Raw genomic sequence first — 24,701 nt, 5'->3', positions numbered from 1 at the left:
GTCAAATTTCTGGCGTAAAATGTCAATTGGGCGGACCGCATTCAGGCATTATCAGGTGGCAATCGATCTCCCTTCGCGCGGTGCTGCAGCCCCGCGCAGAGACGTTCCCCTTTCCGCGATATTGCCGGAACGGGCCGGCCGGACCTAGATCCGACCGGCCCGTTTTTTTATCCAAGGTTCTTAAGGAGACAAAAGGCCAGCGATGTGCCGGCTCCCGAAATAGCGACGCGCAAGGGCGGACAGCCGGATCATCGACTGCCTCGCGTCAAACTCAACCTGTCCGTGCGATTGGTATGCCAATTGCGAACGAAGCCGGTGGCGGGGCATAGGCGACTATGCAGTTACGGCCAGCATCCTTGGCCTGATAGAGTGCGGCATCTGCCATACTGAAGAGCTCTTCCCAGCTGCTTTTCGCATCCTGTCCGACGACAAACCCGATGCTGACACTGACGGCAATGCGCTGGCCGTCGCAATGGATGTGCAATTGTTCGGTGGCAAGCCGCAACCGCTCGACGATCGCTCGCGCCTGCACCTCGTTCGTTTTCGGAAGGTAGAGCCCGAACTCCTCGCCGCCGAGCCTTGCGAAACAATCGGTCGCGCGCAGGTTTGCCCGCACCAGTTCGGCAAAGGCGATCAGCACCTGGTCGCCCGCCTGATGGCCGTAGCGATCATTGATGCGTTTGAAGAAATCGAGATCCATGACTGCAAGGGCGTCGCCCTTCCAGCCGAAACGCGGCAGTTGCGACAGGAACCACCGACGGTTTCCCACACCGGTCAGCATGTCCGTGTCGGCCGTTCGCCGCAATGCCGCCTCCGCCCGCTCCTTGACCAGCACCAGTGCAAAGAGCGCAATGGCGAAGTGGCTGATGATCAGCAGGAAGAAGGCGTAGGTCGTGGTGATCGGCAGGATATCCGGCTTGAGCAGGCCAACCACGACGGCAAGGCAGAGCGTGGCGCCGATTGCGAGTGAAGCCGCGAAGATGGTCCTGACCGGCAGCGGCTCGCTTTTCCGATCTGCGACGACTGCAAAGGCGGACGCGGCGAGAAACAGGAAGGCACCGGTATTGAATGCACTTGCGCGTATAGAATTGATGACGTGGAAGTGCGTGATCAGGCCGGCAATCGCGCCGGTCAAAGGAATGGCAAGCGCCAACCAATCCGCCCGGTGGCGCCTTTGGCCGCTCAGCCGGCGCAAACCGATCCAGAACAGGGCGTAGCCGCCAAGACCAAGTGTAAAACTGGAAAGCGTCCATAGAATAGCGGGTAGCAGCTTCTGCTCGCCATACCCTGAGAGCGTCGAGGCCAGAGCGAGAAAAAGAAACCCGGCTGCCAGAATGCCGAGCCCCTCGTTCCGGGGTGACTGCCACCGGAGATAAAGAAAGCACAACGCACCGACCAGAAACGACGATTTGTGAAGCAGCAGCACAGTTGCGAGGTCAAGTTGGGCGGTCATCGATCCGGCTCGGCGTGTTTGTTTGTCGCTGCGCCTCTATCGCATGGAGTTTAGGGAGTACTAAATGAAAATGAGAAATCGGCACCAGAGCCTGAAATTCCGGCATATTGGCCGCCAAGGCGCCCTCTCATCGCATCACATTTGGCCTCCCGTGTCGGTCAACGTGAAATTTCATGTTGCAGGGCGTGGGTGAAGCGTGTATCTCCGGCGCCGTTGGCACGGAGTGTAGCGCAGCCTGGTAGCGCATCTGGTTTGGGACCAGAGGGTCGGGAGTTCGAATCTCTCCACTCCGACCACTTTTTTCGCTTGTAAGTCATTGAACTTCTATAAAGTTATTGATTTTCAAGCACCTTTGTCCGAACTACCCTTACAAAACTCGTTACAAACGGGCTTCGGACATGGCTAAAACTAAGCGTAGAAAACTCCCGCTATATCTGCAGGAACTCGACGGGCGCTATTTCGCCCGCGTCCCGGTCAAACCGGAACTTCGGCCCTACATCGGCCAGACACAGCTTCGTGAACCGCTCGGCCCTGATTTACGGATCGCTAAAGAGAATCTTCATTATCACGTCGCGGTTTTCAAGGATCAGCTCCGCAAGGCGGCGGAAGCCTATGCACGCGACACCGGCCAGCGAATCACGCTCACGACGAATCCGATAGACCCGGCGAAGCTTATGGTCCGTCACTATCGCGATATGGTCTCGTTCGATGACAGCGCCCGGACTGCCGATCACAGATATTCCAGCGTCGGCTACATCGATGAGGATTTAGTGGCGAAGCTTCGCGACGGAATGGCAGGGCGTCTCTCAGATCGAGAATATCTTGAAATCATCGGCGCTAGCCTTCGCGACCTTCATGTCTCTAACGCCGATGCCGCGCCCGGAACTGTCGAGTTTCGAGCTCTCGCACGTGCGGTCTGCGTTGCCGAATACGAAGGCTTGTCGCGAATCGCCGAACGGGATGAAGGCGACTTCGCCGGCAAACCTGAACACCCGGCGTTAATCGAGGCGATCCAGCAAGAGGAAGCCGAACAACAAGCTGAAGCTCAGATCAACGTGTTCGATGATTGGACCTTCGACCGCGTGATTGAGGAACAGGAACGGCAGGCCGCGCTAGGTCTAGGTCGGGCCAAGTCCGAAGCCACGTTGGATAAGTATCGCGTTGCTCAGTATGATTTCGAGCACTTCCGCAAGAATAAGAAGGTCGCAACGATCACGCTTGCCGATGGCAAACTGTGGCGCGATCACTTGCTGGCGGGCGGCAAACTCTCCCGTAAAACCATCCATGATAAGCTCACCATCATTCGAACCTTGATGAATTGGGCAAACACCCAATCGGAACTGCAGATGTTTCCCCAGGGCGACCCGTGGGCAGCGCTGGAAATGCCGCACGTCGAAAAGGGCGACAGCGCCGACCGCACCTATTCCCTCAAGGAAGCCCGACACTTTCTTGAGTTCACGCGGACGGCGACCCGTGCCAGCTTCCGCTGGATCCCGTGGATCATCGCCCATACTGGCGCGCGTGTGAATGAAATCACGCCGCTAGAGAAAGCCGACGTGTTCGAGATCGAAGGGCATTGGTTCATTCATATCCGTGTCGGCAATGGCCGCACGACGAAGACCCACAAAGGCCGAAAAGTGCCGGTGCATCGCGCCTTGATCAAAGAAGGCTTCATCGAATTTGTGAAAGGACAACCGGACGGCAGGTTGTTTCCGGGCGGGAAGAACGAAGATCAGCGCATCCGCGAATGGATACATGAAAAGGTCTTTCCGAACCGGACGGACATGCCACCTCCTAACCACGGCTTCCGGCACCTATTTGAGGACGCCCTGTTCGGTGGCGTCAGCCATAAGGCGGCGCTCTACATCACAGGCCGTTCGTCCGGCTCGTCATCCGACGACTACGGCGGCAGCGACCTGAGATTGATCGAGATCGCAAACCAGATGGATAAGGTTCGTAACATAATCAAAGATGACATCCCTCCGGAAGTGGATTAATTCCTATTTGTTAGGAATTTTTTCTTTTAAGGGATTCACACCGGATTCCGAGCATGAGAGAATAGTTTCCAGATTAATTTTGGGAACTAAGAATGAAATTCGCTTCTGCTATTTCGAACGTTAAGAAAGCCATCGGCTTTCCGATAGAACAGAAGGCGTATTCTCCTAATAGCCCTGAAGCATTCGAGCTTTTCGGCGTCAGGCAGACTTATTCAGGCGTCAATGTCGGTGGACAATCGGCACTTTATGTCTCAGCAGTTCTTCAGGCCGTCCGTCTGATCTCGGAGACAATCGGATCGCTTCCTTGCAAGGTCTATCGGGAAACGGCAGATGGCAAGGAAGCGGCTAAGGATCATTCCGCCTATCGGATCGTCCACCGCCGCGCTAACGAATACACGGGCGCGAGCGAGCTTCGAACCCGCCTGACTGCCGACGCGCTCATTCATGGCAACGGCTTTGCCCGCGTCATCTCCTATGATGACGGGCGGCCTTACGCGCTGGACTATCTTGAGCCGCGCTCCGTGACAATTCTGAAGGATAAGCTAACCGGTGCGCCGGTCTACCGCGTGGCTGAAGGAGCCGGCACCCGCGATTATCACTTCTCCGAAATCCTTCACATTCCGTCCTTCCTCGGCACGTCGCCGATTGCCTTCGGCAAGGAGGCTATCGGCCTCGCCGCGATCCTTGAGCGGGACGCCGCCGAACTCTTCAGCGGTGGACGCCGACCGTCTGTTATTATCACGTCCGACGAGCGTATCCCCGAAAACGATGCGGGCGCGAATAGGTTCTTGAATATCCTCAAGGACTACAGGCGCTGGCAAATCAATCCCAAAGAACCGCTTATCCTGCCCCCTAAGATGGGCGTGCAAACGCCGGCCATGACCTCGACGGACGCGCAGTTCATTGAAAACCGCGCGTTCCAGCTTGCCGAAATTGCGCGCATCTTCGGCGTGCCGCCGCACATGATTTTCGACCTCGGTCGCGCAACCTGGGGCAATGCCGAGACGATGGGCGCGACCTTCCTTCAGCTTTGCCTTCGGCCATGGCTGGATCGCTGGCAGGACGCCATGACGACCGTGCTTCTCAACGAAGAAGAGCAGGACAGCCATTATTTCGAGTTTGTCACTGACGACCTCATGCGCGCCGACGCGGCGAACCGCACCGCGAACATGACCGCGCTTGTGACGAACCGCATCATGACCCCGAACGAAGTCCGGGCGATCCTTAATCTTCAGCCGCTTCCCGGCGGCGATGAACTTATCAACCCTCACACGACCAGCAACGCCGCACCGACCACGGCCCCGGCGAAGGAGAACGCATGAACTCTGAAATCACGAAGGCGATGGGTGAAATCTATACACTTGCGCGTCTCATGAAGGATGACCCGGCTTTTGATGAAGGCCAGCGCGCCGCAGCCGCCCGTATCGTTGATCAATTCAACGAAGTTATTGCCCGCCTCACCGTTATTTCCGATGAAGCCGCCGACCTTGAGCAAAGCACCTATGGGAAGGGTCTTCGCCTCGAAGAGTGGCAGATCACCGCCATCAAGCGAATTTACGGCGACGACGCCATGACGGTTCCGGTGAAGTTCGTCGCCGGGAAGTTCGTGCGATGATCGAACACCGCGCTTTCTTCGGCGACGGCGAAAAGACCTTCGCCTTCCCGACCCGCGAACTTATCGAAGAACTTGAGCGCAAGACGGGCCACGGCGTCGGCGCACTATTTCGTCGCTTCAGCACTCGCGAATATTCGCTTTCCGACGTGCTTCAGGTGATCCGGCTTGGCCTTGTCGGCGGTGGCACCACGCCCGCCGAAGCTGATCAGCTTGTTTCTATCTACGGCGTTGGGCGTCCGCTCGGCGAAGTCTTCGCCGTCGCCGATGGCGTTATCACTGCTCTGTTCCTCGGCGTCGAAGCAATCAATGACGCGCTTGAACAGGTCGCCGCATGACCGAACGGCTCGAATACAAAAGCGCGCTCACCGTCGATGAGACCGGCACCATTACCGGAATTGCATGGCCGTTTGGCTCGCCGGATGGCGTCGGCGACATGATTGAAACGGGCGCGTTCAACTTCACTGACAAGTTGCCGATGCTATTCGCACATAATCAGGCGCAGCCTATCGGCGTCTGGGATGAAATCACCGAAACGGCGCAGGGGCTTTCCGTAAAAGGCCGCTTGCTGATCGATGAAATTCCGAAGGCCCGCGAAGTTTACGCACTCATTCGCGAACGGGCCATATCGGGCTTGTCCATTGGCTACCGCACGAAGTCGGCAATGCCTCGCCGGCGCGGGCGCACGATTACCGCCCTGGACCTCCGCGAAATTTCTGTTGTTACCGTCCCGAGTCATCCGGGCGCGCAAATTACGTCAATCAAGGCCGCAGATGACACGGCACCGAAGGAAATGAACTTGGAAAACGATGAAATTGAAGTGAAGAATGATCCGGTTGTTAGCCCGGAGGAACTGCTTGAAATCAAGTCTCTCCGCAGCGACGTGGATAAGCTCAAGGCAAGGCTCAACCGCCCGACCGCCGCGAACAACAATCACCCTACCGGCACGAACGACAACGACCTTAAGTCGCTCAACCTCGAACTGAAAAGCACCCTTCTCGAACAGAAGGCGCTGACCATCGCCGCACCCGGCACCGGCAGCAATCTCGTCACCGATACTTTTATGGCGCAGATTTTGGAAAAGCTCGGCAAGAGCAATCCTATTCGCCAGCTTGCAAGTTCTATTCAGCTTGACACCGGCCTTTTGAAGATTCCGCGTCTTGTCGACAGCGTGGCACCCGGCAGCGTCACCGAAACCGGCACGAAGCCGGAAAGCACCCCGACCTTCGAACAGATCAGCATTGAGCCGTTCATGATGGGCGCTCAGGTGCTTGTTTCTCGCTCTCAGCTTGAAGACAGCGCAGTTAATCTGTTCGCATGGATTTCCAGCCACATCGCCACGCGCTTCGCGGAACTTGAATCTGCATGGTTTGTGAAGGGCAACGGCACCACCCAGGCCGAAGGCGTTATGACCTCGACCGAAGTCCAGCAGATCACTTCGGCCACGACGGCGCTTGAAGTCGATGACCTGCTGGACCTTCTGTATTCGGTCAAAGCCAGCTACGCCAATGCGGGCGCATGGGTGATGAACCGCAAGACGGCTCGCATCATTCGCGGCCTGAAGGATAGCGACGGCAACCTTATCTGGGAACGCAGCCTTCAGGCCGGCGAGCCGGGGCGCATTCTGGGTCAGCCGGTTTACATGGCCGATGACATGCCCGACCCGGTTGCAGGCAACACGCCGATCATTTTCGGTGACTTCCAGCGTGGCTATCTGATCACCGACCGCATCGCGTTCGAGCCTTCTACTGACTACGCCAAGTTCTCCGAGAACGACATTGTTCAGTTCACCGGTCGCCGTCGCGTTGGTGGCAAGGTTGTCATGGGCGAAGCTCTCACGAAGCTGAAGCTCAAGGCCGCTTAATCCATGACCTACCAGCGGCCCGCATATGAACAGGTGACGATTGCTCACGGCGACCATACTGTGACGCTCCGTCCGACGTTGCGGGTCGCTGCAACCCTTGTTGAACGTCACGGCTTCCCGGCGCTGTTCCGCGCGGTGGACGATTCCAACCTTTCCATTATTTCTGAAATCATCCTGACGGCAGCCACCAACCGGCAGGATGCGGCTCGTTTCCTTTTCTTCCAAGCGAGAGAGCCGCTTCTCCTCTTCTTTATCGCGGTGCGTCAGTCGCTCGCCGAACTCATTTCCATGTTCCAGCCAGCGACCGATCCAAAGGCCTCGCCCTCGACAGGTAAGGGTAAGCCGGCAACATGGCAGGAAGCCTATGCGGCGCTCTATGGCTACGGCACCGGGTGGCTTGGCTGGACGCAAGAAGCGACGTGGACCGCCACGCCCACCGAGATTGACCGCGCATATAGCGCTCATATTGACCGGCTCGTGATGACAGGCGTTATCACCCGCGACGAGAAGACCGAAAAGGCACCGGATCCCGAACAGGTAGCGCGCAACGTCGCCGCTGGCCTCGACCCCGAATTTGACCGCGCTGGCATCGAAGCATTGAGGGGCAGCATCATGAGGGCGGGCCGATGAGCAAACCGCCCCGTATCTGTTCTTGCGGCAATATCGTGCCGCACGGCGAGCTTTGCACTTGCCAGCAGAACGCACGCCGCGAACGCAACGCCCGCCATGATGCGCGCCGCCCTTCGGCCCGTGCACGCGGCTATGACCATGAATGGCGCAAGGCCCGCCTCGAATACCTGGCCCTTCATCCCTATTGCCGCGAGTGCAGCAAGAGCAGCATCACGCGCCTTGCATCCGTCGTTGATCACATCATCCCGCACCGTGGCGACAAGCGCCTGTTCTGGCACCGCGCCAACTGGCAGCCGCTTTGTGCGCCTTGCCACAACTCACTCAAGCAGCAGCAGGAGCGCAACCCATGACGCCCGCCGAACGCGCCCGCCAGATCGATCAGCAAGAGTTCGCAGCCGAATGCAAAGCAGCCCGTGACCGTGCGTTTGCTTACGTCAAGCAGTGCCGAAAGCTTGAGAAAGACAGCGTTGGAAGTTGGATCGCTGAAGAAAGGACCGTCGTCAACAAGGTCAATCAACTGCAAATCTCAGACCGTGCGCATCGTCATACCGTCAATGGCCAGACACGAACGCTGATCGAATGGGCAAGCATCGTCGGAATTACACCGCAGGCCTTGCTTCACCGTCGGCGCAAACTCGGCTCCATGGCAGCAGCCATCGCCTTTCAGCCGACCGGCAGGTGGGCGAAGCCCGCCCCGGGGGTGGTCTCCAATTTGCCAACCTCAAAGGGGACCGGCGCCGGGAGCACCGCGCAAGAGAGTCCCGAAATAACTTTTTCTGAGATGGACGAAAACGCATGAGCATTGTCACCCTTCCGTTGCTGAAGTCGCAGTTGAATATCGACCATGACGCCGACGACGCGCTGCTTGAGCACAAGATTGCGGCCGCTGAAGACTGGACTGCCGGCTATCTCGGCAAGCCGCTCGCCGACTTCAATCCTGTCCCGGCTGGCATCGTGGAAGCTGTCCTTCAGCTTGCCGCGCACCTCTATGAGAACCGAGAAGCCGTGCTTATCGGCGTGAATGCCTATGAATTGCCCTATGGTGTGATCGATTTCTTGCGCCCGCACAGTGTCGTAGTGACCGGCCATGTCGCGGAATAAGACCCTTTCGCAGCAGTCGGCGGCACTTTCACATCGCCTCTCTGCGATCCCGAAGGAGGTTCTTGACGCCTTGCGCCCGGCGCTCATCCGTTCCGGCGAGGAAGTCGCCACGAACATGCGCGCCCTTGCCGAAGCTTCGCGTGACACCGGCGCGCTAGTCGACAGCATCACGGTGACCGGACCCGGCGAAACCACGCCTGCCTATGCGGCAGGCGGCGGGAAGCGCACGGCCAACGCCAATCAGGTTCTCGTTACCGTAGGGAATGAGGAAGTCCGGCACGGCCATCTTGTCGAGTTCGGCACCGTCAAGACCGAAGCGCAACCGTTCATGCTGCCGGGTTTCCGGCTGGGAAAGCCGCGTATCGAGCGCCGGATTAGCCGCGCAATCACTAACGCCCTGAAGCAGAAGCCCACCAATGATTGAACCGACCGTCGCACTCCGCACCGCAATTCGCGCCGCGCTCATCGCATCCCCGGAAGTGTCCGCCCTTGTGCCTGCCGCCCATATCCGGGCCGGTTCCACGCGCCCGGACAACTTCCCCATGATCATCATGAGCGACGGGCAGACCGAATTTCTCGGCAACGCTTCCGGTTCTCAGTATGTCGCCCGCGTGTTTCTGGATCTCCATATCTGGTCCGTGGATGACGGCGCGGACACTGCCAAGGCTATCGGCTTCGCAGTCTGTAACGCCCTGAAGGAAGTCCCGGCAGCGTCCGGCTTCGCTATTGATGAATTCAGCTTGCCTGCCGTCCATTGGATGCGCGACCCTGACCCGGCACTGTCATATGCGCACGGCGTTATCAACGTCGAAGCCGTCATCCGGTGGAGCATCTAATGCGCGCCGGGAAGCTTGACCGCACGATCACCATTGAACGCCAGACCGAAACCATCGCGCCGTCCGGCAGCGTGTCCAACGGTTGGACGCCCGTCGCCACAATCCGCGCGGAAGTCGTGCAGCAATCGGCGAACGAATTCCTGTCGGGCTTCGGTGAGGCAGAGAACAGCACCATCATCTTCCGTCTGCGGTATGTGCCAGGCATCACGACCGCCGACCGCGTGACCTACAATGGCACCGCCTACGACCTTGAGGAAATCAAGGAAATCGGCAGGCGGCGCGGCCTTGAGCTTAGGGCGGTTGCCACGGCATGACCCATCTTCGCGGCGTCAAGCCAGCGCTTTCCCCAGATCGCGAACCGCTCACGAAGGCACCGCCCGCGCCGAAGTGGATGACGGATGAGGCACGCGCCGAATGGAGGCGCATCATTCCGCGCTTGGTCGCAGATCGCATCATCACGAAGGCCGATCTGACCGGCGTCGAAAACTATTGCGTGGCGACGGGCCGCGTCCGTGAAATCGAAACGCTGTTCCGCGTGTCCGGTTTGGACAAGACGCTTTTCGGCATGCAGAACCGCGCCATGCAGACGGCACGCCAGCTTGCGGCCGAATATGGCCTGTCGCCGGTATCGCGCGCGCGCGTTGGCACCGTTGCCAGCGACACCGCCGACGAGTTCGACCCGTTGGGAGCTTTCTGATGGCAAGCACCTTCCCGGCATGGGTCTACGACAAGTCCCCGATTGACGATCCGGACGGCCACGGCGAACGCGCGGTGAAGTGGTTGCGCCGCCTTCGGCACCCGGCAGCGAACAGCACCGCGCCGAAGGCCGCGAACGACAATCCGCACCCGCAGGCGTTCCAGCTTCACGAATGGCAGGAACGTATCGTCCGGCGCATCTATGGACCCCGGCACCCGGACGGCAGGCGCATTGTCGAAACCGTCTTTTGGATGATTCCCCGCGGCAATCGCAAAACCAGTTTAGCCGCGGCGCTTGCCTTGTTGCACACCATTGGGCCGGAACGTGTCCGCGCCGGACAGGTAATCTTTGCCGCCTCTGATCGTGAGCAAGCCGGACTTGGCTTCAAGGAAGCCGCGAACATCATCCGCATGGACAAGCGACTTGTCGCCGCGACCCGCATTTATGACGCCCACAACAGCGCAAAGAAGATCGTCTTCAAGGCCGAAGATGTCGAGCTTCAGGCCATTTCGAGCGACGGCGCGGCACAGCACGGCAAGACGCCCGCGTTCGTGCTTGTCGATGAAATCCATGTTTGGAAGGGCCGTGACCTTTGGGAAGCGCTGAAGTCCGGCATGGTGAAGACGAGCGGCACGCTCATGGTGATCGCCACGACTGCCGGACGTGGCAACGAAAACCTCGGCTTTGCGGAATATGACTATGCCCGCAAGGTCGCGGCCGGTGAAATCGACAATCCGGCTTATCTGCCGATCATCTTCGAAGCAGATCCTGCCGACGATTGGCAGGACGAAGCCGTTTGGCATCGCGTCAATCCCGGCCTTGCGCACGGCTTCCCGAACCTGAATGCCCTTCGGACGGCAGCGAAGGAAGCCGAACACCGCCCGGCAGATCGGCACGCCTTTAAGCAGTTCAACCTGAATATCTGGCAGGCGCATTCCCGCGACCCGCTGTTCCACATGACGACCTATGACGCGGGCCGTTTCGCCTTCGATCTTCCCGACCTCCAGGACGTGCCGTGTTATCTCGGCGTCGATATGTCCGTAAACGGCGACCTGACTGCTGTTGTCGGCGCGTGGCGTCATGACGATGGCCGGATCACCGTGCATCCGTGGTTCTTTGTTCCCGGCGACGACCTGAAGGGCCGCGCCGAACGCGACGGCGTTCCCTATGAGCAATGGCGCGACGATTCCCTGATCACCGTCATTGACGGGCCGGTGATCGAACCGCAGGCCGTCGAAGATCATATCCGGGAGCTTTGCGCCGACTTCGAGGTGCAGGAAGTCGCCTTCGACCCGCACCTTGCCCGCATGACCATGCAGCGCCTTTTTGATGACGGCATCCCGGCAATCGAGATGCGACAGGGACCGCTCACGATGGCCCCGGCCATCGGCGATCTTGAGCGCACCGTGAACGGGCGCATGATCCGGCACAACGGCCATGCCGTGCTTCGCCATCACTTCGACAGCGTGGTCGCCAGCCGAAACGACACCGGCCTTGTGCGCATGCACAAGGGTAAGAAGACCGACCGGATCGATGGCGCTGTTGCCGCCGCGATGGCCGTGTCACGTGCCGTCGCCGGTCAATCCAATCTCAGCCGATACAACAATCCTGATGCCGATGGCATCTTCACCTTTTGAGGAATGACGAATGAACACTCCGCTTCCCGGCCTTGTGGTCGATATTGAGGGCCGCGTCGATAAGCTGGAAAAGGCCATGGCGAAGGCGAACGCTATCCAGCGGCGCGGCACCAACTCGCTTGAAGCCCGCGCCCGGCAGTCGGCGCGCAACATGGAACAGACCTACACGAAGTCGGCGGAAAGCATCGGCAGCAAGCTCGAGAAGATGTTTGCGCCGTTCGCTCGAGGCGGCGCTATGGTCGCGGCAGTCGGCGGCGCGGCGATTGCCGTCCGCGAAATTGCAGGCTCGATTGCCGAAGTGGACCGGGAAGCCCGCAAGGCTGGCGTCACGGCGAAGATTTGGAGTCAGTGGACTTATGTCGCTACGGCAACCGGCATGTCGATCGATGGCGTCACCGACGCCCTGAAGGAATTGAACATTCGCGGCGATGAGTTCGCCAAGACCGGCAACGGTAGCGCGCAAGAGGCATTCACCCGGCTCGGCTATTCCGCGACCGACGTTGCAGCCCGGTTGAAAGACCCGAACCGCTTCCTTGATGAGATCATCGGCAAGCTTCAGAAGCTCGACAGCGCGGCACAGACGCGCATCCTTGATGAGGTATTTGGCGGCACCGGCGCGGAAGAGATGGCGAAGGTGCTTGGCTTGTCCATCGCGCAAATCCAGAAGATGCGCAGCGAGGCCGCGACCTTCACCGACGAACAGATTGAGGCTGCGAAAAAGATCGACGCGGAATTTGCGACAATGTGGCGGAACTTCAGCGTCTACGCAAAGTCGGCAGCTATCGACGGCGTGAACATCGCGTCGAAGATCATCGGCGCTTTGCATGATCCCGGGGGCGATGTTCGCGATGCGGCCATCGCCCGCTACAATTCCCCGGAAGAACAGTTGAAGCGCTTGCAGCGCCAGCGCCAGGGCATCCTTGCCGACATCGAGCGCGAGAAGGCGAACACCGGCAACGTGCTTCAGAACGCCGAACTTCGGAACCTCGAATCCGCCTTGAAGGCAGTGGACGATCAGATTCTTGAGGTGACGGGCGGCAGCAACGACTTCAAGGCTTCGCTGAAGGAATTGTCGGCAGCAAGCAACAGCCTGTCCGGCAGCTTCAATGGTAACGTCGCCAGCGCTGCCAACTTCAAGAGCGCGCTCACCGAACTGAAGAACCTTGTGCCGGACCTGAAGGCCGAACTGGATAGCCTTGCGACAAATACCGGCATCGATACGGCCTATCAGAACGCGGTGAAGAACGCCCGCACCATGGGCGAGATTATGCAGGCGACCGACCTTGCGAACCGCGCCAAGAGCATCGCAACGTTCGGCAAGCACGACAATATGCTTGATCTGATCGCAGCCGTTGAAAGCGGCGGCGACTACAATGCCACGCTTGATCATGGTCGCTGGACGAACGGTGCACAGAACCTCACTGGCATGACGCTCAATCAGGTCCGCGCGCTGCAGCGCAAGATGCTCGCCGACCCGGCAAACCGCGCGCTCTATGGCGACGGCAGGGGTTCTTCGGCACTTGGTCGCTACCAGATCACGGGCGCGACCCTCGAAGGGCTGATGAAGGAGCTCGGCCTGTCTGGTGATCGGCTCTATGATCAAGACACCCAGGACGAACTTGCGCGTGCGCTGCTCCGCCGTCGCGGCGGTGATCCGGCATCCCTTCGGCAGGAATGGACCGGCCTGAAGCGCGTGGACGATGGCACGATCCGCAACGCCTATGCCGGAACGCCGACCGCAGCCCAGCCGCTCGCCCCGACGACCGGGCAGCAGCAGGCCATTGACCTTGCCAAGCAGCAGGACGAAACCCGCAAGAGCTTGAACCGCACGGTGCAGGAAGGGCTTGACCTTGCCCGTTTCGAACAGTCGATTTCGGGCATGTCGGCAAGTCAGCAGCGTGTCGAGCTTCAGCTTTACCAGCAGCAACAGGATGCCAAGCGTGCAGGCATCGTGTTGTCCGACGCCGAACTTGCCAAGATGCGTGAACAGTTGACGCTTACCGGGCAGTTGACCGCGAAGAACGAACAGGTCGCGAACTCTGCCGAAGGCTTGAAGAACGCTCAGATGTATTTCGCGGAAAGCTTCACGTCGTCGTTGTCCGGCCTGTTGACTGGCACGCAGACGCTTGAGGGAGCGGTGCAGAGCCTGCTTAGCTCGCTCATCGATGCGACGTTGCAGGCCGCGCTTCTCGGCAAGGGTCCGCTTGCCGGGCTCATGGGCGGCGCGACCGGCAGCGGCATTCTCGGCGCGATCTTCGGCTTCTCTAAGGGCGGATACACCGGCAACGGGGGCAAGTATCAGCCTGCCGGTATCGTGCACCGTGGCGAGTTCGTCATGAGCAAGGCCGCCACGGCCCGGCTCGGCGTGGACAACCTGTCCGCGCTTCACGAAGGTGCGCTTCGCGGATACGCGGCAGGCGGCTACGTCGGCACCGCGCCTGCCATCCGCAAGCCGCCCCTTCAGGCCGCGAACAGCAACGCCGCGCCGGTGCAGCAGATCACGATTTCCGCACCTGTCACCGTCAACGGATCTTCAGGCACTGAAACTCAGAACCAGGACCTTGCCGCGAAGATGGCGAAGCAGATGGAGGCTACTATGCGCGGCGTTGTGGCGGCAGAAATCCAGCGACAGGCACGCCCGGGCAATATGCTGAACAGCAGGAGCCGCTAGTTACCTCTAGTGCTCCTCTGTCTTAGCAGTTCGCTTAGAGGCGCGCCACTTGCGCAATTCTTCGGACAAGAGCCGCGCAGCGGCCACTAGGCCGGCAAGAGCGGTGACCAATGTAGCGAGTGACGCCGCAATGGTTGTGATGTCGTATTCCACATGCGCCTCCGATTTCCGAGAAGCGCAGGATAGAGGCAAACACTAAATCAACTATTAACAATCCGTAAACGCGATTTACGGAAAATCAATGGGTTAGCTTTCTCGTCATTTTGACTCATGGCTGGTCACTGGTGGGCTGCGACGCCCGGCAGGCGCCTTTCCCTGTCCGGCACCCGGAACGCCTCTCAGTGACCCGCCATGGCGGAAACGTGGAACGTTCCCCATGTGACCGAAGATAGGTTCCGCGTCCGGGAGCGAAGCGACCGGGCCGGAACCCTCTCGCATCTGCATGGGATACTTCCTTCCGATTGCCGGGACGGCGGGCTACCGGAGGGTGCCTGAAAAGCGTGACCGAAAAACCGTTTCGTCTATTATATAGATATTACTTAAACAATATAAGGATTTAGCTAGAACGGTTTCCGCGTCACGCCTTATCAGCCCTCCGGCAACCCTGGAACGGTTTCCACGTCACGGCTTACCTTCCGATCCTAGGACGCAATTTTCGTCACGCCGAACATCCACGGCTAATTGTGCGCTCGCACACGGCATCCCGCTATAACGTAGTTATCAACAACAGCAGGAGGCCCCGATGCCGCGACCAAGGCTGAATATGACCCCGGAGGAGCGCAACGCTTACAACCGGGAACTTGCGAAGGCACGCAAGCGCAAGCAACGCGCCGAAGAGAAGAAGACAAGGATTATTGCCATGACGCCGGAACTCGATGAATTCGTTGATGAGCTTCTTTCGTTGCCGTTGCAGACCGCATCAATGGCGCTGGCGATCTGGCAGAAGGAGAGCCGGCAGCACTTTCCCCGGTGGCCGCAGCCGAAATATGTTACCGGCGAGGCGCAATCATCCTTCACGGCACGCTGGCATCGGTGGCAGCGCTTTCAGCTCATTCGCATGTTCGCGACTGATGCCATTGAGCGGGACAAGGCGCGCGCACGAAAGAAGCGCTTTGAGCGCACCGAAGTGCAGGAGGCCACAAAGCTCAGCATGACCACAGATGCGTTCCGAAGGCTCAAGCGCGGCCAGAAGCTGGCGCAACAGATGGCGCAGATCGCCGCGAACAGGGCCGCGTGAGTCCGCTCACGACTTGCGTCATTCCATCCCGGACCCGGCTATAAAGTAAATATCGGCGGCAAGGGTCTCGCCGCCGATCTGTGGGAGAAAGCCCGTCACCACCTGCCGGTGACGGGCTTCTTGATTATCATATAAGTAATTGCTTACTTAAGATTAGCCATTTCTAATCAATTAGTTAGCGCAATTTTTTCTCTTGCCAAATCATTCGCAATGACTCATCACAACGATGCAAACACGCATCGCATGGGAGTTAATTGCAGTGCAGACCTACGTTCATTCCGGCCTTTACCACCACACCATTGATCAGCTTGAGACTATCGCCCGGACGTTCGACCCCGCCGCGCCGGACATTTTGCGCACCCGGATCATTGAAGCGCTCGGCGACCTCGGCATCTGGCCGGCTTCTGTGTTCGAAGTTAGCGACGAGCGAAAGGCGGCTGCATAATGCCGATGCCGAAGAACACGCCCGCCATCTTTGATGAAATCCTCGCCGACTACCGCCATGGCACTATCGACGCCGATGAGGTTCGCAAGCGCATCGCGTCCGCGATCGAGGCCGATTCGGCTTTGAAGGCCTTCAAGGATCAACATCTTTCATGGACCGACTATGACGACTCCGTAGACTGGCTCTAATTCATCGGCCCGCCATCATGGCGGGCCTTTCTCGTTTTAGGAGTTACCATGTCCAGCAGATACGAGGGACTGTCCGCCAAGGAAGCTGATGACCTGATGATTGGCATTATCAACCTTCTCGTCAGCGACGCGATGGATGAAGCTAGGTCAATGACGCAGGAGGAATGGGACGAGCGCGATGCAGCCCATTTGCCACATTACTTCGCAAGCGCGATCTTCTACGCCGTCAAAAACCGCCTTCGGGAAGCGCCGTGAAGACACGTGCTGAAAGAAGGCGCGAACGAAAGAAGCAGTGGTATAGCCAGCCTGAAGTCGAAGAATTCATTCGCCGCGAGTATCCGGGATGCCCGGATTTTGCGGTTGTCTATTTCGCGACCCGCATTTGCACCGTGCCGAAGAACTGGCGTGGTGCACCGGTCGCCACGGCAGTTGATGTAACGATGCAGAACGAACTGCGACACCAACTCACTGATTACGATCAGCTGATGCTAGTCGGCGTCCAGCGAAAAGAAGCCCGGCGAAGGGTGCAACCGAAGATCAACGCCATGATTGCGATCTGGAGAAAGCAACGCTAGGTTCCGCTCGGGGGACCTAACCATGCGAAAATATAGACTTAAACAGATTACATTTCTTGACGGCTTCGCGCTCGGCGTCTTTTGCGCGACGGAAGTTTTCTTAGTCGTTTTCATGCAACTGGATTTGGGGATTAAGAACGACGCATGGGTAGGATTTGTGGGCACTATGGTTGTCGCCGGGTTCTCGATCGGCGCGGCTTACATAGCGCTCCGCGGAAATCGGCTGCAAATCAGCCAGGCAAACGACATAGAAGACGAGCGTCGGCACAACGCGCTAATAGCGGCGCGCGCTGTGCTGCCGGCCATCCTCGCTGAAATGTCCCTTGTCGCGAGGAACAATCTGATGTTGCGATTTCAGCCTGGACATGCGCCGCTTGGCTTCCACGCTCCACCCCCTACCGCCTTCCAACCTCTCCCCGAGACCGCAATTCCTGGCTTGAAAGAGTGCATCGAACATGCAGACGAAGTTTCGCAGGATCGATTGGCAAACATCTTGCGGCATTTCCAAGTCCAGCAATCTCGTTTGCAGCATGTTGGTGTCGCTGTGCTACAGCCAAACGTCACTCAGATGACGGTTGACCTACATCAGGCGATTTCGGATGCTATTGGATGGGCGGTAATCTATGCCCTAATTTCTGAGGCGTTTGCTTTCGCCCGCGGCTCCTCAGTAGCGATCCCGGCGAACTTAAATCCTGATAGCGTGCAAAGCGCGTTCGCCGCAGCCGGCGTTGTGCCCGCGATGTATCCGCTCCTAGAGCAAGTATTACAAGTTAGGATCGATGGAAACCGTCTGGAAAGGGAGTGGAGTGATCCATGACGGGCTGCGCCTGCGGTTGAGCGCTTTCGTTGAACCGCAGTAATGGGCTAGCCTTGAGCTACTCGGTGCACGCAAGCAGCTCAAGCAACAGCGCGAAAGGGAGCCTTCACCCCTCGCAAGTGGACCTCAACCTCGATTCTCTCACCGGGCTGCCAATCCGTGAAGAACTGCAAATCGTAAACCTTACACTTCGCGGGCTCTAGGTGGTGTTCCGGTTTCCATGGTGTCGCGTCGTCGAACACCGCTTGGTTGACGGTGGTCCACCTAAACGTGCCGCTCTTCTTCTTGGTAGACAGCCTCAACTTGTAAATATTCGCGGCCACGTCCCCGTCGTTTGTTACCGCGATCGAGATTAGTCGATCCGTCGCTTTTTTACTCTTTCTGTTGTCGAGCGGGTTCACCACTTCAATCGTCAGACGTGGTCCACGTCTGAAGTAGAACCATACGCCCGCGAGCGTTCCCGCTGTCGCGAGCAGAGCGGTCCACAGGCTTGCGATATCGGAAAGGCTCATTTGCTCACCAGTCATTACCGCACCTCCGCTTAAGTATTCGCAATCAGAGAATCCATATGGCTTTAAGATGATCGACGCTTCTAAGTTCGCCAATGTGCTTGGCAATAAACTCCATCGCCATCGCCATCGCCATCCTCATCCTCTCATCTGGAGATGCACCTTCCGATGCCTTTAGAAATACGAAAGGGTCACGCTCCGGCGTGTCGTTAGTTTCCGTCATCGAATCATCCTTTCATCAGCGAACACGATGATGCACGCCGATGGATTGACGACAATGGAGCGTTGAGAGCTTCTTGCATTTGCAATCGCTGACGTGGAACATCTTCGCTTAGTTGAGGGATTCGAACATGGGCAACGAAATACAGAGAGCGCCAGAAGTAACGCTTCTAAAAAGCGAGATGGAGGCCGCAGCGGCGCGTGTTGCAGAACGCGCGATGAATACCACTTTCGACGGCGTTGCTGGCGTGGTCGGCGATGTATTTGGCGGGTTATTAGGCGACGGAATTAAACAATGGCGCACGCGCCGCCTCGTGACCACCCTTGTCAAAACCAAAGATCATCTCGAATCGGCAGGCATCCCAATTGAAAACGCGAAGGCGCTTCCCATGGGCGAGCTCTACGCAATTTTTGAGGGCGCTTCGAAACAGGAAGACCCTACGCTCACCGAAATGTGGGCTGCCCTGCTCGCCAACGCGATGAACCCCAATGATCCGACCCCACTGGATCCGGCATTCCCCAAGCTACTGGAACGTATGAGTGGCTTGGACGCGCTCATTCTCAATTTTTACAACGATTGCGCCCGGAAAAAGTCTGAACTCGGATTGGATGTAGTCAAACCTTCTTTGGCCGTAACCGCCTACGAGGATAAGCGATCTGTGCTTATGAGCTTCGTCGGGGAACACAGCCTTGCAATCGAGAACGACTTTGGCGGTAAAAATATATCTCACTCCGTCAGTAATCTTCTACGTTTAGGGCTACTATTTGTTGAAACTTCATATGAGCGTTCAAGAGATTTGGTAAAAGCACAATTCAATCGCGAATACTCCATCCGCATTGACACGTCTGATCTTAATGACGAACTTTCCAATATTTACTACCACCTCAATCTCATGTCAGATAATGTCTCAGACCACAGCATTGCCGTTGAATACTCTGGCTATAACTCAGAACGGCGCTGGAGCCTGCCCTACGATCTTACGAACGTAGCTAGACGATTGCTCAGCGCTTGCAGATAGATACTTATCCAAACAAAAATGCACCCGTCTCAACGTTACAAAAACCGAAATTAATCGTTGTTTTTCAACGCTGTATACGATTTCGAATCTCTCCACTCCGACCAACGAAATCCCTTGAAAATCTTATGTTATTAGTTGCCCTCGATGTTGGTTGCCGCCAATATGTGGGCATATCGGGCATTTTGTGCCCCGGATCGCAGGATGCGGTGATGCCATTGCCACCTCATGGTAAATCGACCACTCACCTTGCACTGACAAAATACGGACGAAAAGCCAGATTTATCCGTCTGAAAGTCATTCCGTTTTAAATCATTCTGCGCTATGGGAAGACGCATGTTGGGGCCGCAAAATGCTCCACCAGCGAAATAACGGAGCCGTTCGAGACAATGTCCGCAAAGATCTATCGTCCAGCAAAGACCGCCATGCAGTCTGGTAAAGCCAAGACGAATCTGTGGTTGCTGGAGTTCGATCAGGAAAAGCCGCGCACCATCGATCCGATCATGGGCTACACCAGCTCCGGCGACACGTTGCAGCAACTGCGACTGACTTTCGAAAGTGCGGAACAGGCAATCGCCTACGCTGAACGCAACGGCATCGAATACCGCGTGATCGCGCCGAAAGAGGCGACGCGCAAGACTGTGTCCTACCCGGACAATTTCCGTTTCAGCCGGATGCAGCCCTGGACCCATTGAGGTCCTGCCGTTTTCGACGGGCCCTGCCCGGAACGGCCCCTTAGCTCAGTTGGATAGAGCACCTGCCTTCTAAGCAGGTTGTCGCAGGTTCGAATCCTGCAGGGGTCGCCACCACTTTTCCATCTAGTTGATACTCTTGGTCTTACCTGAAATTGGGTGCGACCAAAGACTGTGCGCCAACTGTTCTCACCTCGCCGCATGCTGTCGGCATAGGGCTAAGCTGGCGCGCCGCCAGGCGAGACAATCGATGAGGCCGACACGGCCGTCCCAATCAGCTGGGCGTCGACTACAGCGCACACGTTATCGAGGCGACCCTACATCGCGTCGCACCGACTCTCGGCTGGCGCTGAGCCGCAGCTGCTCGTTTCCTCATGCTGAACGATCGGGCGCTCAGGGAACTGGTGGCGGGTGCGCGATCCCCTGGTAGTAATCACCTTCACCGGGCCCCATGAACTCATTCGTATAGCGTTCGCGTTCGTCACCCAACGTCCGGGCCGGCGGACGGTAGTAACCGTAAGCGCCGTACATCGGCATCGGCTCCACATACACATTGCCCGTCGGCATGGGATCAACATAGACGCCGCCGGGTGCAGGCTCGTAATAGTAGTTGTCGGCAAAAGCCGGTGCGGTGTTCCCGGCCAAGGTGACGACAAATGCGACGCATGACATTTTCGTAGAAATTCTCATGGCGCTGCTCCTATCTCCGGTCGGGATTCAGTCCCACCTGACGAGATACCAGGCAGCCTCTGCCTGCGGGCTTACGCTGCCTGGTAAGAATAACGCTTGATCGCTGCAACCGTTCCACCAGGCAGTCGGTTTCGACACGCAGTCGGTCGACTTGAAGCCTGGATCGGCGATCCTAGAGCGTTTCCGATTTATGCGGAACCGCACAAACGCTCTATCTCTTTGTTTTTACGCATATCCTGACGGAAAACCCGCTTCGCACTTTTCCTGGAAATGCTCTAGACGAAGCGGCCGAATAAAGGCGACCGACGCACGACCCAATTGCTCCCTGGACGACCTTAGGCTGACTGGGCATGAGGTCGTCCAGTATCAGCGGCAAACCGTGACGAAAGAACGAACGTGAAGCGTTAAGCCGGTCGGGGCAGTCCGGCAGGACCCTGCACGACTGCAACGATGGCTAAGAATGCCACCACCCCGGCTATGCCAATAGCCACAGTCATCCAGATGGACGGCACGACGCCGATCCCGGCCATCGACATGGACATGGCGAGCGGCGCAATCGCCGACATCATCTGTTTGGCCGACGTGGCCCAGCCGAGACGACTGCCGTATCCCTTTGGTCCGAACAGTTCGAGCGGCAATGTCCCGCCGACAATGCTTGTCAGACCGGAGCCTAATCCGAAGCAGATAGCGAACATTACCGCTCCGGCCACCCACGGTGTCGTCATCAGGAGGATCGTCAAACCGATTGGCAGGAGCCCGGTCGCGATAACAGCCAGCCATTTCTGCGACAGTTCACGGCCGAAGAGCAGGTTGATCAAGCGACTTGCGACCTGAGCCGGACCGAACAGCGAGGCTACCAGGAGACCTGCGGCACCAAACCCGAGCGCCTGTGTGAGCGGAACCATATGAACCAGGATCGCCGACAGCGCATAGCCTTCGATGGCAAAGCCAAGCAGCATGAGGGAGAATACAAGCGTTCCGTTCGCAAGTGGCCGGTGTTCGCCAACGGCCGCGACGGTACCCCTGGAAGCGAACACCGCAGTCGTCGTCAGCCGCGCCAGCGCCAAATGCACTGGAAGACAGACGAGGAGGTTCAACGCGGCAAAGAGCAGGTAGACTTCTCTCCAAGACAGAAAACCATGCAGCCAGGATGTCAGCGGCCAGAACAGCGAAGAGGCGAAACCAGCGATCAGTGTCAGGTGAACAATCGACTTCTGGGCTTTGTGTCCTCCAGTCTGAACGATAGCCGTGAAGGCAGTGGCATAGAGGACAGCGACAGAGACGATTTCGGTCAGCGCCAGTGCGACAGCGAAGGTGATTGGCCCGGTGGATACCGCCATCAAGACGAGTGTCGCGGAGGCTAACAGCGATCCTGCCGCCATCAATCGCCCCGCACCGATCCGGTCGGCAAGGTAGCCTGAGAGGGGTGCGGCAAGGCTGCCAACGAGCAGAGCCACCGAAAAGGCTCCGAAGACCCATTGCTGCGATTTGCCGATGTCTTCGGCGATTTCTGGCACCAGGATGCTGAAGGCATAATAGAGCGTGCCGTATCCGATAATTTGTGATGCGCCGAGGCCCGCCAGCGCCCATGTAGGAAGCTTCCGTCCTTCCATGATCACGCTCGCTCTTCTTCAACGACCGACGCCGAGCAACCACATCCGGACTTTCCCTCGGATTTGGCGGTCGCGTCGGCGACACAACAGGCATCCGTTTCTAAGGGCGCAGGTCCCCCACAGCATCCGGATGATGTGGCATTCACTGCGAGGTCGACAGAGCACACTCCTGTCTCGGGAAGGACAAGTTCGACCCGTCTGGCGGCGAGATGATCCCCTGCAAGCTCGGCGACCACGGAACGAACCTGTTCGTAGCCGGTCTTCATCAGGAATGTTGGAGCGCGGCCATAGGACTTCGAGCCGACGATGTAGAAATCCTTCTCCGGATGGGCCAATTCATCGACGCTGTGGGGCGGGACGGTACCGCAGGAATGAAGGTTCGGATCGATCAGTGGAGCCAGGGCTGGCGGGGCCTCCACGGCAGGATCGAGATCAATGCGGAGTTCTCGAAGAAACGATAGGTCAGGCCGGAAACCAGTCGTGACCACCACATGGTCGAGCGCCAGTGTGATAGGCTCTCCATTTGACACGGCTTCGACCACCACCCCTTCGCCTTCTGATTTCACACTTCTGGCAGCAAAGGACGTCAGCATTTTGAGGCGACCCTCGTCCATGGCCTTCTTCGCAGCCAACCCGAGGGCACCGCGCTCGGGTAGCTGGTCATTGAGACCGCCGCCAAGAAGGCGAGCTACACCATGGTGACGGAGCGCCCAGAAGATTTCAGTCGCAGGATCACTTTCCTGAAGTTCCAATAAGGCCAAGGCGACATTGATTGCGGAGTGACCACTTCCGACGACCAATGTTCGCTTGCCAACGAAGTCAGCCCGCCTGGTCCCGGCAACATCTGGAATGCCATAGGAGAGCCTGCCGGAGGCAATTTCACCAACAACAGGCAGCCCGTTGATCCCCATCGGGTTCGGTTGCGTCCATGTGCCGGATGCGTCGATAACGGCCTGTGCCTGGACGTCGTGCTCACCCGTTGCATCGTTGTAGCGGACCACGAAGGGCGCAGCCTCACGACCATTTGATGAGACCTTGTCAAACCCCGCACGCGTAATCGCCTTGACCGTAGCACTGAGTTTCAGGTTGTCAGCGATCTGAGGGATAGCAGATAGTGGAAGCAGATAGTTTTGAACGATCTCCCGACCCGTCGGCACACCATCTGCTCGTGGAGCGCTCCAGCCGTGGTCATCGAGCAATCGCCGCGCGGCATCGTCGATGTTGTATTTCCAGGGTGAGAACACGCGGACATGGCCCCAGTCAACAAGTGCTGAGCCGACGGAAGCCCCCCGTTCCAGGATAAGCGGTGTGATGCCTGCCTCGACCAGTCTCGCGGCAGCTGCGAGGCCAACAGGACCAGCACCAATCACTGCCACAGGAAGGTTACTATCTAAAGCCATCTGCATATCCTTTCGTATTTCTGGAAGTTTCGAAATTAGAGTGCGAAAAAAAGCCCTCAGGCTACGGTTTCGTCGGTCTGCTTTGAGCAAGCTGCGTCGGCGCAGCACTCATCGGCAAGGTAGCCAATCAGAGCGTTCATGTGCTTGTAGTTCGCGGTACAAATCAGTGTCGTCGCCTGACGATCCTGGATAACAAGGCCTGTATCGACGAGCCGCTTGAGGTGGTGTGAAAGGGTCGATGCCGGAATTTCCAGCTTCTCCTGCAGCTTCCCGACCGGCAGGCCATCTTCACCGGCACGCACAAGCGCACGGTAAATCTGAAGGCGGGTAACGTTGCCAATCGCTTCGAGCTGCGATGCTGCTTTTTCGATAATCATGGAAATAAGCTATGGCGAAAACCGCCTCCGGTCAAAGAGTATTTCGGCATTTGTGGAAATACGGTGCGCGTAGAAGTATACCGTCAATCTGGGTGCTCGTACCGCCCGCACCGGGCATGATGTTTTTAGTTGTTGGGCTCACGTGCCGTGCCAAGTAGAATCACCCTGTCTACTAAAGCAAGGAACGATGGTGCAGCTTCAATCGACCCTTACCTGTCCGCACTGCGGGCAAACGGCAACGGAAACGATGCCCGTCGACGCTTGCCAGTTTTTCTATGAATGTATCGGATGTGGCACGATGCTCCGGCCAAAAGCTGGTGACTGTTGTGTGTTCTGCTCCTACGGTGACGTACCTTGCCCGCCGGTCCAAGAAGACAGGCAAAATAGAACAGGATCGTGTTGCTCCGCCTCCTGATAGGTCTTCA

Annotated in this window: 31 protein-coding genes, 2 tRNA genes and 1 pseudogene; 27 read left to right on the top strand and 7 right to left on the bottom strand. The window is 57.9% G+C overall.

Annotation, left to right across the window (positions count from 1 at the left end):
- Positions 1 to 271: 271 nt before the first annotated feature.
- Positions 272 to 1,453 (bottom strand): GGDEF domain-containing protein, encoded by a 1,182-nt coding sequence (locus tag J3R84_RS06815; RefSeq protein ID WP_057209414.1) that lies wholly within the window; start codon positions 1,451 to 1,453, stop codon positions 272 to 274.
- Between the two features lie 219 nt (positions 1,454 to 1,672).
- On the opposite strand from J3R84_RS06815, the gene J3R84_RS06810 reads away from it, so the two are divergent.
- From J3R84_RS06810 to J3R84_RS06705, 22 genes are all read left to right on the top strand, one after another.
- Positions 1,673 to 1,749, top strand: a tRNA-Pro gene (locus J3R84_RS06810).
- Between the two features lie 102 nt (positions 1,750 to 1,851).
- Complete coding sequence (locus J3R84_RS06805; protein ID WP_203527200.1) at positions 1,852 to 3,450, top strand: site-specific integrase; 1,599 nt, start codon at positions 1,852 to 1,854, stop codon at positions 3,448 to 3,450.
- Between the two features lie 92 nt (positions 3,451 to 3,542).
- Positions 3,543 to 4,772 (top strand): phage portal protein, encoded by a 1,230-nt coding sequence (locus J3R84_RS06800; RefSeq protein ID WP_203527202.1) that lies wholly within the window; start codon positions 3,543 to 3,545, stop codon positions 4,770 to 4,772.
- A complete protein-coding gene (locus J3R84_RS06795; protein WP_203527204.1) occupies positions 4,769 to 5,065 on the top strand; it encodes a hypothetical protein in 297 nt (98 codons plus the stop codon). The genes J3R84_RS06800 and J3R84_RS06795 overlap by 4 nt, the downstream gene beginning before the upstream one ends.
- The gene (locus J3R84_RS06790) at positions 5,062 to 5,400 is read left to right on the top strand and encodes a gene transfer agent family protein (RefSeq protein WP_203527206.1); all 339 of its coding nucleotides are present in this window, start codon (positions 5,062 to 5,064) and stop codon (positions 5,398 to 5,400) included. The genes J3R84_RS06795 and J3R84_RS06790 overlap by 4 nt, the downstream gene beginning before the upstream one ends.
- Entirely contained in the window at positions 5,397 to 6,926 is a 1,530-nt protein-coding gene (locus tag J3R84_RS06785; protein WP_203527208.1) for a phage major capsid protein, read from the top strand. The genes J3R84_RS06790 and J3R84_RS06785 overlap by 4 nt, the downstream gene beginning before the upstream one ends.
- Positions 6,927 to 6,929: 3 nt before the next feature.
- Complete coding sequence (locus J3R84_RS06780) at positions 6,930 to 7,556, top strand: hypothetical protein (protein WP_203527210.1); 627 nt, start codon at positions 6,930 to 6,932, stop codon at positions 7,554 to 7,556.
- Positions 7,553 to 7,906, top strand: coding sequence for an HNH endonuclease signature motif containing protein (locus tag J3R84_RS06775; protein ID WP_203527212.1), 354 nt, complete (start codon positions 7,553 to 7,555; stop codon positions 7,904 to 7,906). The genes J3R84_RS06780 and J3R84_RS06775 overlap by 4 nt, the downstream gene beginning before the upstream one ends.
- Positions 7,903 to 8,355: a hypothetical protein gene (locus J3R84_RS06770; protein WP_203527214.1), complete on the top strand. Its 453-nt coding sequence runs from the start codon at positions 7,903 to 7,905 to the stop codon at positions 8,353 to 8,355. The genes J3R84_RS06775 and J3R84_RS06770 overlap by 4 nt, the downstream gene beginning before the upstream one ends.
- Entirely contained in the window at positions 8,352 to 8,657 is a 306-nt protein-coding gene (locus J3R84_RS06765) for a head-tail connector protein (protein ID WP_203527216.1), read from the top strand. Before J3R84_RS06770 ends, J3R84_RS06765 begins: the two co-directional genes overlap by 4 nt.
- Positions 8,644 to 9,081, top strand: coding sequence for an HK97-gp10 family putative phage morphogenesis protein (locus J3R84_RS06760; RefSeq protein WP_203527218.1), 438 nt, complete (start codon positions 8,644 to 8,646; stop codon positions 9,079 to 9,081). The genes J3R84_RS06765 and J3R84_RS06760 overlap by 14 nt, the downstream gene beginning before the upstream one ends.
- Positions 9,074 to 9,493, top strand: coding sequence for a DUF3168 domain-containing protein (locus J3R84_RS06755; protein ID WP_203527220.1), 420 nt, complete (start codon positions 9,074 to 9,076; stop codon positions 9,491 to 9,493). Before J3R84_RS06760 ends, J3R84_RS06755 begins: the two co-directional genes overlap by 8 nt.
- Positions 9,493 to 9,807: a phage head closure protein gene (locus tag J3R84_RS06750; protein WP_203527221.1), complete on the top strand. Its 315-nt coding sequence runs from the start codon at positions 9,493 to 9,495 to the stop codon at positions 9,805 to 9,807. The genes J3R84_RS06755 and J3R84_RS06750 overlap by 1 nt, the downstream gene beginning before the upstream one ends.
- Entirely contained in the window at positions 9,804 to 10,190 is a 387-nt protein-coding gene (locus tag J3R84_RS06745) for a P27 family phage terminase small subunit (RefSeq protein WP_203527222.1), read from the top strand. Before J3R84_RS06750 ends, J3R84_RS06745 begins: the two co-directional genes overlap by 4 nt.
- Complete coding sequence (locus J3R84_RS06740; protein ID WP_203527223.1) at positions 10,190 to 11,827, top strand: terminase large subunit; 1,638 nt, start codon at positions 10,190 to 10,192, stop codon at positions 11,825 to 11,827. The genes J3R84_RS06745 and J3R84_RS06740 overlap by 1 nt, the downstream gene beginning before the upstream one ends.
- Positions 11,828 to 11,837: 10 nt before the next feature.
- Positions 11,838 to 14,498, top strand: coding sequence for a phage tail tape measure protein (locus J3R84_RS06735; protein WP_203527224.1), 2,661 nt, complete (start codon positions 11,838 to 11,840; stop codon positions 14,496 to 14,498).
- Between the two features lie 763 nt (positions 14,499 to 15,261).
- Positions 15,262 to 15,735, top strand: a complete 474-nt coding sequence (locus J3R84_RS06730) for a hypothetical protein (protein ID WP_203527225.1) — start codon at positions 15,262 to 15,264, stop codon at positions 15,733 to 15,735.
- Positions 15,736 to 15,994: 259 nt separating this feature from the next.
- Positions 15,995 to 16,180: a hypothetical protein gene (locus J3R84_RS06725; RefSeq protein ID WP_203527227.1), complete on the top strand. Its 186-nt coding sequence runs from the start codon at positions 15,995 to 15,997 to the stop codon at positions 16,178 to 16,180.
- A complete protein-coding gene (locus J3R84_RS06720; protein WP_203527229.1) occupies positions 16,180 to 16,368 on the top strand; it encodes a hypothetical protein in 189 nt (62 codons plus the stop codon). The genes J3R84_RS06725 and J3R84_RS06720 overlap by 1 nt, the downstream gene beginning before the upstream one ends.
- A gap of 48 nt (positions 16,369 to 16,416) precedes the next feature.
- The gene (locus tag J3R84_RS06715; protein WP_203527231.1) at positions 16,417 to 16,623 is read left to right on the top strand and encodes a hypothetical protein; all 207 of its coding nucleotides are present in this window, start codon (positions 16,417 to 16,419) and stop codon (positions 16,621 to 16,623) included.
- Positions 16,620 to 16,943, top strand: a complete 324-nt coding sequence (locus J3R84_RS06710) for a DUF2293 domain-containing protein (RefSeq protein WP_239637569.1) — start codon at positions 16,620 to 16,622, stop codon at positions 16,941 to 16,943. Before J3R84_RS06715 ends, J3R84_RS06710 begins: the two co-directional genes overlap by 4 nt.
- 22 nt (positions 16,944 to 16,965) lie before the next feature.
- Complete coding sequence (locus J3R84_RS06705; protein WP_203527235.1) at positions 16,966 to 17,760, top strand: hypothetical protein; 795 nt, start codon at positions 16,966 to 16,968, stop codon at positions 17,758 to 17,760.
- Between the two features lie 80 nt (positions 17,761 to 17,840).
- Here J3R84_RS06705 and J3R84_RS06700 read toward each other — a convergent pair whose 3' ends face one another.
- On the bottom strand, positions 17,841 to 18,287 hold the full coding sequence (locus tag J3R84_RS06700; RefSeq protein ID WP_203527237.1) for a hypothetical protein: 447 nt from the start codon (positions 18,285 to 18,287) through the stop codon (positions 17,841 to 17,843).
- A gap of 28 nt (positions 18,288 to 18,315) precedes the next feature.
- A complete protein-coding gene (locus J3R84_RS06695; RefSeq protein ID WP_203527239.1) occupies positions 18,316 to 18,492 on the bottom strand; it encodes a hypothetical protein in 177 nt (58 codons plus the stop codon).
- A 127-nt stretch (positions 18,493 to 18,619) separates the two neighbouring features.
- Here J3R84_RS06695 and J3R84_RS06690 point away from each other — a divergent pair, with 127 nt between their 5' ends.
- The 4 genes and pseudogenes from J3R84_RS06690 to J3R84_RS06675 form a co-directional block, all read left to right on the top strand.
- On the top strand, positions 18,620 to 19,507 hold the full coding sequence (locus tag J3R84_RS06690; RefSeq protein WP_203527241.1) for an Abi-alpha family protein: 888 nt from the start codon (positions 18,620 to 18,622) through the stop codon (positions 19,505 to 19,507).
- A gap of 386 nt (positions 19,508 to 19,893) precedes the next feature.
- A complete protein-coding gene (locus J3R84_RS06685; protein ID WP_025426983.1) occupies positions 19,894 to 20,199 on the top strand; it encodes an ETC complex I subunit in 306 nt (101 codons plus the stop codon).
- Between the two features lie 34 nt (positions 20,200 to 20,233).
- Positions 20,234 to 20,310, top strand: a tRNA-Arg gene (locus tag J3R84_RS06680).
- 155 nt (positions 20,311 to 20,465) lie between these two features.
- Positions 20,466 to 20,549, top strand: a pseudogene (locus J3R84_RS06675) (flavin-dependent oxidoreductase); the annotation flags it as partial.
- 40 nt (positions 20,550 to 20,589) lie between these two features.
- Here the strand turns inward: J3R84_RS06675 and J3R84_RS06670 are convergent.
- The 4 genes from J3R84_RS06670 to J3R84_RS06655 all read right to left on the bottom strand — a co-directional run bounded on the left by J3R84_RS06670 (position 20,590) and on the right by J3R84_RS06655 (position 24,276).
- Entirely contained in the window at positions 20,590 to 20,886 is a 297-nt protein-coding gene (locus J3R84_RS06670) for a hypothetical protein (RefSeq protein ID WP_025426897.1), read from the bottom strand.
- Between the two features lie 404 nt (positions 20,887 to 21,290).
- On the bottom strand, positions 21,291 to 22,499 hold the full coding sequence (gene arsK / locus J3R84_RS06665) for an arsenite efflux MFS transporter ArsK (RefSeq protein ID WP_057204995.1): 1,209 nt from the start codon (positions 22,497 to 22,499) through the stop codon (positions 21,291 to 21,293).
- Positions 22,500 to 22,501: 2 nt separating this feature from the next.
- Positions 22,502 to 23,899 carry an FAD-dependent oxidoreductase gene (locus tag J3R84_RS06660; RefSeq protein WP_025426895.1) on the bottom strand — a complete coding sequence of 466 codons (1,398 nt, stop codon included), beginning with the start codon at positions 23,897 to 23,899 and terminating at the stop codon, positions 22,502 to 22,504.
- Positions 23,900 to 23,955: 56 nt separating this feature from the next.
- Positions 23,956 to 24,276 carry an ArsR/SmtB family transcription factor gene (locus J3R84_RS06655; RefSeq protein ID WP_025426894.1) on the bottom strand — a complete coding sequence of 107 codons (321 nt, stop codon included), beginning with the start codon at positions 24,274 to 24,276 and terminating at the stop codon, positions 23,956 to 23,958.
- Between the two features lie 190 nt (positions 24,277 to 24,466).
- Between J3R84_RS06655 and J3R84_RS06650 the strand changes: the two genes are divergently transcribed.
- The gene (locus tag J3R84_RS06650) at positions 24,467 to 24,691 is read left to right on the top strand and encodes a GDCCVxC domain-containing (seleno)protein (RefSeq protein WP_239637575.1); all 225 of its coding nucleotides are present in this window, start codon (positions 24,467 to 24,469) and stop codon (positions 24,689 to 24,691) included.
- The last annotated feature ends 10 nt before the right edge of the window (positions 24,692 to 24,701 follow it).

Source organism: Ensifer canadensis, from assembly GCF_017488845.2.
GTDB lineage: Bacteria > Pseudomonadota > Alphaproteobacteria > Rhizobiales > Rhizobiaceae > Ensifer > Ensifer canadensis.
The sequence above is the reverse complement of the archived record's forward strand: the minus strand, read 5'-3'. Positions and strand labels throughout refer to the sequence as shown.

What these genes read in the sequence shown, in the direction of transcription:
- J3R84_RS06815 (WP_057209414.1), bottom strand. Translation starts at nt 1,453, where the DNA reads ATGACCGCCCAACTTGACCTCGCAACTGTGCTGCTGCTTCACAAATCG.
- J3R84_RS06805 (WP_203527200.1), top strand. Translation starts at nt 1,852, where the DNA reads ATGGCTAAAACTAAGCGTAGAAAACTCCCGCTATATCTGCAGGAACTC.
- J3R84_RS06800 (WP_203527202.1), top strand. Translation starts at nt 3,543, where the DNA reads ATGAAATTCGCTTCTGCTATTTCGAACGTTAAGAAAGCCATCGGCTTT.
- J3R84_RS06795 (WP_203527204.1), top strand. Translation starts at nt 4,769, where the DNA reads ATGAACTCTGAAATCACGAAGGCGATGGGTGAAATCTATACACTTGCG.
- J3R84_RS06790 (WP_203527206.1), top strand. Translation starts at nt 5,062, where the DNA reads ATGATCGAACACCGCGCTTTCTTCGGCGACGGCGAAAAGACCTTCGCC.
- J3R84_RS06785 (WP_203527208.1), top strand. Translation starts at nt 5,397, where the DNA reads ATGACCGAACGGCTCGAATACAAAAGCGCGCTCACCGTCGATGAGACC.
- J3R84_RS06780 (WP_203527210.1), top strand. Translation starts at nt 6,930, where the DNA reads ATGACCTACCAGCGGCCCGCATATGAACAGGTGACGATTGCTCACGGC.
- J3R84_RS06775 (WP_203527212.1), top strand. Translation starts at nt 7,553, where the DNA reads ATGAGCAAACCGCCCCGTATCTGTTCTTGCGGCAATATCGTGCCGCAC.
- J3R84_RS06770 (WP_203527214.1), top strand. Translation starts at nt 7,903, where the DNA reads ATGACGCCCGCCGAACGCGCCCGCCAGATCGATCAGCAAGAGTTCGCA.
- J3R84_RS06765 (WP_203527216.1), top strand. Translation starts at nt 8,352, where the DNA reads ATGAGCATTGTCACCCTTCCGTTGCTGAAGTCGCAGTTGAATATCGAC.
- J3R84_RS06760 (WP_203527218.1), top strand. Translation starts at nt 8,644, where the DNA reads ATGTCGCGGAATAAGACCCTTTCGCAGCAGTCGGCGGCACTTTCACAT.
- J3R84_RS06755 (WP_203527220.1), top strand. Translation starts at nt 9,074, where the DNA reads ATGATTGAACCGACCGTCGCACTCCGCACCGCAATTCGCGCCGCGCTC.
- J3R84_RS06750 (WP_203527221.1), top strand. Translation starts at nt 9,493, where the DNA reads ATGCGCGCCGGGAAGCTTGACCGCACGATCACCATTGAACGCCAGACC.
- J3R84_RS06745 (WP_203527222.1), top strand. Translation starts at nt 9,804, where the DNA reads ATGACCCATCTTCGCGGCGTCAAGCCAGCGCTTTCCCCAGATCGCGAA.
- J3R84_RS06740 (WP_203527223.1), top strand. Translation starts at nt 10,190, where the DNA reads ATGGCAAGCACCTTCCCGGCATGGGTCTACGACAAGTCCCCGATTGAC.
- J3R84_RS06735 (WP_203527224.1), top strand. Translation starts at nt 11,838, where the DNA reads ATGAACACTCCGCTTCCCGGCCTTGTGGTCGATATTGAGGGCCGCGTC.
- J3R84_RS06730 (WP_203527225.1), top strand. Translation starts at nt 15,262, where the DNA reads ATGACCCCGGAGGAGCGCAACGCTTACAACCGGGAACTTGCGAAGGCA.
- J3R84_RS06720 (WP_203527229.1), top strand. Translation starts at nt 16,180, where the DNA reads ATGCCGATGCCGAAGAACACGCCCGCCATCTTTGATGAAATCCTCGCC.
- J3R84_RS06715 (WP_203527231.1), top strand. Translation starts at nt 16,417, where the DNA reads ATGTCCAGCAGATACGAGGGACTGTCCGCCAAGGAAGCTGATGACCTG.
- J3R84_RS06705 (WP_203527235.1), top strand. Translation starts at nt 16,966, where the DNA reads ATGCGAAAATATAGACTTAAACAGATTACATTTCTTGACGGCTTCGCG.
- J3R84_RS06700 (WP_203527237.1), bottom strand. Translation starts at nt 18,287, where the DNA reads ATGACTGGTGAGCAAATGAGCCTTTCCGATATCGCAAGCCTGTGGACC.
- J3R84_RS06695 (WP_203527239.1), bottom strand. Translation starts at nt 18,492, where the DNA reads ATGACGGAAACTAACGACACGCCGGAGCGTGACCCTTTCGTATTTCTA.
- J3R84_RS06690 (WP_203527241.1), top strand. Translation starts at nt 18,620, where the DNA reads ATGGGCAACGAAATACAGAGAGCGCCAGAAGTAACGCTTCTAAAAAGC.
- J3R84_RS06685 (WP_025426983.1), top strand. Translation starts at nt 19,894, where the DNA reads ATGTCCGCAAAGATCTATCGTCCAGCAAAGACCGCCATGCAGTCTGGT.
- J3R84_RS06670 (WP_025426897.1), bottom strand. Translation starts at nt 20,886, where the DNA reads ATGAGAATTTCTACGAAAATGTCATGCGTCGCATTTGTCGTCACCTTG.
- arsK (WP_057204995.1), bottom strand. Translation starts at nt 22,499, where the DNA reads ATGGAAGGACGGAAGCTTCCTACATGGGCGCTGGCGGGCCTCGGCGCA.
- J3R84_RS06660 (WP_025426895.1), bottom strand. Translation starts at nt 23,899, where the DNA reads ATGGCTTTAGATAGTAACCTTCCTGTGGCAGTGATTGGTGCTGGTCCT.
- J3R84_RS06655 (WP_025426894.1), bottom strand. Translation starts at nt 24,276, where the DNA reads ATGATTATCGAAAAAGCAGCATCGCAGCTCGAAGCGATTGGCAACGTT.